A 6,024-nucleotide genomic window follows, 5' to 3' on the forward strand; every position below is an offset into this window, starting at 1 on the left:
CTACGATAAAATGAAGTTTAGACTATTACCCATCATCATGTTTGTTGCTTCTGCACATTTTTATGGACAGGTGACTCCACAGGATAGCACAAAAGTGAATAACCCTGTGCATGCAGAAAATCAAACAGGAACCTACGTTCTTAAAGACATTGTTGTAGATGGGGTGAAAAAATACACACCTGCGCAAATCTTAAGATTTACAGGATTATCTAAAGGCGAAAGTGTAGATATCCCCGGGCAAAAAGTGAGCAATGCTATTAAGAAGCTTTGGGATACCCAATCATTTTCCGAAGTAGAGGTTTATGTTCAAAGTATTGAAGGAGAAACAGTAGTTTTGAAATTTTACTTACAGGACTTAAAAGAACTGGGAGAAGTTAAGTTTTCCGGTAAAGGAATTGGTAAGTCTAAAAGTGAGAAAATGGCAAAGGATAATAATCTTAAGCCAGGAACTAAGATTACACAGAATTTAGTTTCAAGTCTTAAAACAAATGTTCCAAAAGACTACATTAAAAAAGGCTTTGCAGATGCTAAGATTTCCATTCAGGATAAAGTAAATGCTAATGATCCCGCTTTAGTTGACTGGACGATCAATGTAGAAAAAGGTAAAAGAATAAAAATTGATCATATTGAATTCGAAGGAAATGAAAATGTGAGCGATTCTAAACTTAGAAATAAAGCCTTTAAAGAAACTAAACAGAAAAGGTTTGGTATTGGAGGTATTTTAAAGTCTTCAAAATTTATTGAAGGCAAATATCAGGAAGACAAACAAAGTTTGATAAGTTATTATAACTCTTTAGGATACCGTGATGCTGCTATCGTTTCTGATTCTGTCTGGAGAAATAAAAGGAATAATTACGAGATTAACGTAAAATTAAAAGAAGGTAAAAAATATTACATCGGAGACATTACTTTCACTGGTAATACAGTGTATGCAACAGAATATTTACAAAGACTTTTAGGATATAAGAAAGGTGATATTTATGATGCAGTTGGTTTCAACAAAAAAGTTGGAGAAGATGGAGGTAAAGAAGATGATTCAGATATCAAGTCTGTTTATATGAATAACGGTTACCTTTTCTCTAATGTAACACCAGTTGAAAAATCTGTATCAGGTGATTCTATTAATCTGGAAATTAGAGTAAACGAAGGGGAGCAGGCAACTTGGAACAGAGTTACTTGGCAAGGAAATACAACAACCCATGACCACGTTATTTTAAGAGCCTTAAGAACAAAACCGGGAGAATTATTCAAGAAGACTGAAATCAAAAGAACATATTTTGATCTTGCGGGTATGTCTTTCTTTGATCCACAACAAATAGGACAGGATATCCAACCTAATCAACAGGACAATACTGTAGATATTAACTGGAAATTAGTTGAAAAAGGTTCTTCGCAAGTTCAGCTACAAGCGGGATACGGAGGAAATAGTTTCATTGGAACTTTAGGATTGACATTTAATAACTTCTCATTAAGGAATTTCCTGAAGTTTAAAGACTTTAGACCAGTACCTCAAGGAGACGGACAGACATTGTCTATTCAAGCTCAGGCTGGACAATATTTCCAGAATTATGGGGTTTCATTTACTGAACCTTGGTTATTTGGAACAAAACCTACAGCACTTTCTGTTAGTATAAACAACTCAATTGTTAGATATAGTACTTCTGTTACAACAACGAGTACAGATGCATCTAGATTAAATATCTTCTCTGCATCCGTTGGTTTGAATAGATTATTAAAATGGCCGGATGATTATTTCTCATTATATACTGGTATCCAGTATCAGAAATATGATTTTAGAAACTATCCATTTGATTTTGGTGGAAGTACAGAAAATTATGGAACAGCCAATAACTTAAGTTTGAACTTAGGACTTAGCAGAAACTCTGCAGGTATCGACCCGATATTCCCTACAATGGGTTCTAATATTGAGATTTCTGCAAAGTTAACTCCTCCATACTCATTGTTTAGTAATAAAGATTATTCTACAATGTCTCCTACGGATAAATATAAGTGGATGGAATTTTATAAAATTAAATTCAAAGCTGATGTTTATAACGAAATTGCAGGAAAGCTTGTATTAAGATCCTCTGCAGAAATGGGATTCATGGATGGTTATAACAAGCAATTGGGAGCACCTCCTTTTGAAAGATTCTATATGGGAGGTACAGGACTTTTTGGAGGTAGATATGATGGTAGAGAATTAATTCCTTTAAGAGGTTATGAAAATGCTTCCACTTATGGAGGAACAGCTGATGATATTACGCCAACCGGAGGTGGAACAATCTATAACAGATTTACACTGGAATTAAGATATCCGATCTCTCTGAACCAAACAGCTAAAATCTATGCTTTAACTTTTGCTGAAGGAGGTAATGTTTGGAATTCATGGGGTACCTATAACCCTTTCCAGTTAAAAAGATCAGTTGGTATTGGGGTAAGAGTTTATATGGGAGCCTTTGGTTTAATTGGATTTGACTTCGCTTATGGATTTGATAAAACAGTTCTTGGAACTCAGCCTTCAGGTTGGAAAACACACTTCCTGATGAACCAATCATTATAATTCACAATATGAAAAACTTTAAAATCATTTTCACTTTTGTATTACTTTTGTCTTTTGGGTTTAGTAATGCCCAGAAAATAGGAGTTGTTGATACAGAATATATCTTGAATAAGCTTCCACAATATAAAGAAGCTGAAGCACGATTGAATTCGCAGATCGATACCTGGCAATCAGAACTTCAGAATTTGAATTCTGAATATGAAAAGAAAAGATCAGCATTTGAAAATGAAAGAGTTTTATTAGTTGGAGAGCAATTAAAATTAAGAGAAAAGGAAGTAACAGACCTTGATAAGAATATTAAAACTACCACAAGCTTACGCTTTGGAACTAATGGAGAGATTACAAAACTGAGATCTAATCTCGTTCAGCCTTTCCAGGATCAAATATGGAATGCTATTAAAACCATGTCTGAGAAAAATGGATTGGGCATAGTTCTTGATAAAAGCAATAACATTAGTGTTATTTTCCTTCAAAAAAGATATGATTATACCGATAAAGTATTAGATATCCTTTTAAAAGGAACAGAGAAAAAAGAAAAAACTAGTGCTAGAAGTAAAAAGTAATTATTAAGATTAACTTTTACTGAAATTAAAAATCTAAAAACAAATTAAATTATTTATTTACCAATTATGAAAAAATTAAGTGTATTATTTGCAGCAGTAATGATGGTTGTATCTGTAGGTATGGCAAAAGCTCAAAAAATTGCTACTTTAGATGTTATAGGTGTTCTTAATGCAATGCCTGAAAAGAAAAAGGCTGATGCTGACTTAAAGACTTTCTTAGATACTAAGCAAGCAGAAATTAAAAAGAAAGCAGATGCTGGACAAGCTAAATTAAAGCAATATTCTGAGGAGGCTCCTAAGAAAACTGCCGATGAAAACAAAGCTAGAGAAGGTGAATTAGCGAAAATGCAAGAAGAAATTCAGCAAATGAATGATAAAGCTCAAAAAGACTTTGTTGCTAAACAAGATCTTGCTTATGAGCCTATCGAGAAAAAACTAAACGAAGCTGTATCTAAAGTAGCTAAAGCTAATGGATATGACTTTATTATGGATGCAAACTCTTCTGCGTTTGTTTTCAAAGGAGGTCCAGATGCTACTCCAGCTGTAAAAAAAGAATTAGGTGTTCAATAATTTAACAAATTAACAAACATTTATAAAACTAACCACCTCTTTTAGAGGTGGTTTTTTTATTTTTGCCAAATGGAAAAAGAAGTATCAACTACGGTAAAAATTAGATTTAATGATTGCGATCCGATTGGACATCTAAATAATGTCAAATATTTGGATTATATGTTTAATGCAAGAGAAGATCATGTTGAAATGTTTTATGGCTTCACCTATGAAGAATATACCAAAAGAACTGGATGCACGTGGATTGCCATACAAAATGAAATAGCATATCTGAAAGAAGTAAGATATAATACCCAGGTTGTTATCAGCAGTAAAACAATTGATGTGCAGGATAGAACTGCAAAAGTTGAAATTCTTATGAAGAGCCTTGATGAAAAGACCATTCACGCCGTATTATGGGTGACTGTAATTTATTTCAATGTTCAGACAAGAAAATCTGATATACATCCCGAAGATGTTAAAGAAATTTTCCATAAATTTTATATTGATTTAGAACAAAAAGACTTTCAATCGAGAGTTAAATTTTTAAGAGCGCAAAACACAAAAGATTTATAATGAAAAAAATACTTGTTATAGGAAGTAACGGTCAACTGGGGAATTGTATTAGAAAAATTGCTCCCAATTTTGAAACTGATTTTGAATTTATTTTTACAGATTCTCAAACCTTAGATATCACAGATGAAGGACAGGTAGATACTTTCTTTTTTGATAACAAACCTGATTTCTGTATTAATGCATCAGCCTATACAGCAGTAGACCTTGCTGAAAAAGAAAAGGAAAAGGCATTTGCCGTAAATGCTGATGGTGTATCCTATCTGGCTCAGGCATGTCATGATCATAAGGCCGTCTTAATCCATGTTTCTACAGATTATGTATTCGATGGAGAAACAAATTTATGCTACTCTGAAGATGATTTTACCAATCCAATAGGAGTTTATGGAGAATCCAAATTGAGAGGAGAAGAACTGGCAATGGAGATCAATCCCAAAACAATTATTCTAAGAACTTCCTGGCTATATTCGGAGTTTAATAAGAATTTTGTTAAGACAATGTTGAATCTGTTTTCTCAAAAAGACGAACTGGGAATTGTAGGTGATCAATATGGGCAGCCAACAAATGCAAATGATCTTGCAGAGGCTATCATGGATATTATTACATCAGGACAACCGAAATATGGTATTTTTCATTTTTCTAATTATCCCGAAACCACATGGTATGAGTTTGCCACAAAAATTGCTGAATTTTCAAAGTCTTCCATTAAATTAAACTCTCTAACTACAGAGCAATATCCAACTCCTGCGAAAAGACCAAAAAGAAGTACCATGTGCCTGGATAAAATTGAAGAAGTTTATAAAATAGAACCAAAGCATTGGGAAAACAGCCTGGAAGAATGTGTAAATACTCTTTTACAATAAATAAGTATAGTATGAAGAATCTTGCAACTATTATCTTCGTCTTACTGGTTCAACTTTTAAGTGCGCAAAACGTGTATTTAACTAAAGTTGAAAAAACGAATGATAATACAGATAAATTTTTATTTAGGATAAATGAAGAATCAGAAGACGCTCAATATTTAGGAGAAGTTGAAGTGCAAGGTTTTTCAAAAGATGATGCAACCACTTTTTCATTAATATTTAAGAAAGCTAAAGAAATAGGTGCAAATGCAATTTCTTTACAACCTTTTAAAAATGTTGATGGTTCTCCTCAGGCATTTAATGCTTCAAATTATAAATTGAATTTATATTACTTACCTAAAGAGAAGTTCACATTACAAACCGGACACTTATATTTATTTGCTTCTTCAGACAAAGAACAAAAAATCAGCGTCAACAAAAAAGATTATCTGCTTTCTCCCAGATCTTTTTTTTCGATTGATGTAGTACCAGGTGATGTGTATACTATATCTACTAAAAAACTGCTGGGTTCTACTATTAAGGTACAGCCTAAAGCCAATGAAGCCAATCAGTACTTTCAGGTTTCAGCATTAAAAGTAAAATCTGACAATACTGGAGTAGGTGGTCTGAATTTGAAATCAGGAGATATTATAGGATTGGAAAAATCTTTTGCTGAATTTCTGAGCTTAATATATACTAAGCAAAATTATAAATAGACTCACCTTATATAATCTAAAATAAAAAGTCCACGAATTAATTTGTGGACTTTTTTTATTCTCGTATCAGAAAAAGGAACTATCTGCAACCAATTTTCCTAAATCAAATTTAATATATCCATTTTTCATCCACATCTCATTCCTTTTCCCGTTTTAATTTTCCACTTTCCCATTTCAATTTTCCATTTTTCCTTACCCTTTTCCTCATTTTCGCTGATAAA

At 32.8% G+C, this 6,024-nt stretch carries 6 protein-coding genes; all 6 read left to right on the top strand.

Annotated features, from left to right (window positions below; translation table 11 throughout):
• Window positions 1-10: 10 nt before the first annotated feature.
• The 6 genes from bamA (at window position 11) to JHL15_RS04990 (ending at window position 5,803) form a co-directional block, all read left to right on the top strand.
• Window positions 11-2,560, top strand: coding sequence for an outer membrane protein assembly factor BamA (bamA, locus tag JHL15_RS04965; protein WP_200243678.1), 2,550 nt, complete (start codon window positions 11-13; stop codon window positions 2,558-2,560).
• Between the two features lie 8 nt (window positions 2,561-2,568).
• Window positions 2,569-3,123: an OmpH family outer membrane protein gene (locus JHL15_RS04970; RefSeq protein ID WP_200243680.1), complete on the top strand. Its 555-nt coding sequence runs from the start codon at window positions 2,569-2,571 to the stop codon at window positions 3,121-3,123.
• Window positions 3,124-3,189: 66 nt separating this feature from the next.
• Window positions 3,190-3,693 (top strand): OmpH family outer membrane protein, encoded by a 504-nt coding sequence (locus JHL15_RS04975; RefSeq protein ID WP_089028031.1) that lies wholly within the window; start codon window positions 3,190-3,192, stop codon window positions 3,691-3,693.
• Between the two features lie 69 nt (window positions 3,694-3,762).
• Window positions 3,763-4,248 (top strand): acyl-CoA thioesterase, encoded by a 486-nt coding sequence (locus JHL15_RS04980; RefSeq protein ID WP_200243683.1) that lies wholly within the window; start codon window positions 3,763-3,765, stop codon window positions 4,246-4,248.
• Window positions 4,248-5,108, top strand: a complete 861-nt coding sequence (gene rfbD / locus JHL15_RS04985; RefSeq protein ID WP_200243686.1) for a dTDP-4-dehydrorhamnose reductase — start codon at window positions 4,248-4,250, stop codon at window positions 5,106-5,108. The genes JHL15_RS04980 and rfbD overlap by 1 nt, the downstream gene beginning before the upstream one ends.
• A gap of 11 nt (window positions 5,109-5,119) precedes the next feature.
• Window positions 5,120-5,803: a hypothetical protein gene (locus JHL15_RS04990; RefSeq protein WP_200243689.1), complete on the top strand. Its 684-nt coding sequence runs from the start codon at window positions 5,120-5,122 to the stop codon at window positions 5,801-5,803.
• Window positions 5,804-6,024: the final 221 nt, after the last annotated feature.

The organism is Chryseobacterium paridis (genome assembly GCF_016595215.1).
GTDB lineage: Bacteria > Bacteroidota > Bacteroidia > Flavobacteriales > Weeksellaceae > Chryseobacterium > Chryseobacterium paridis.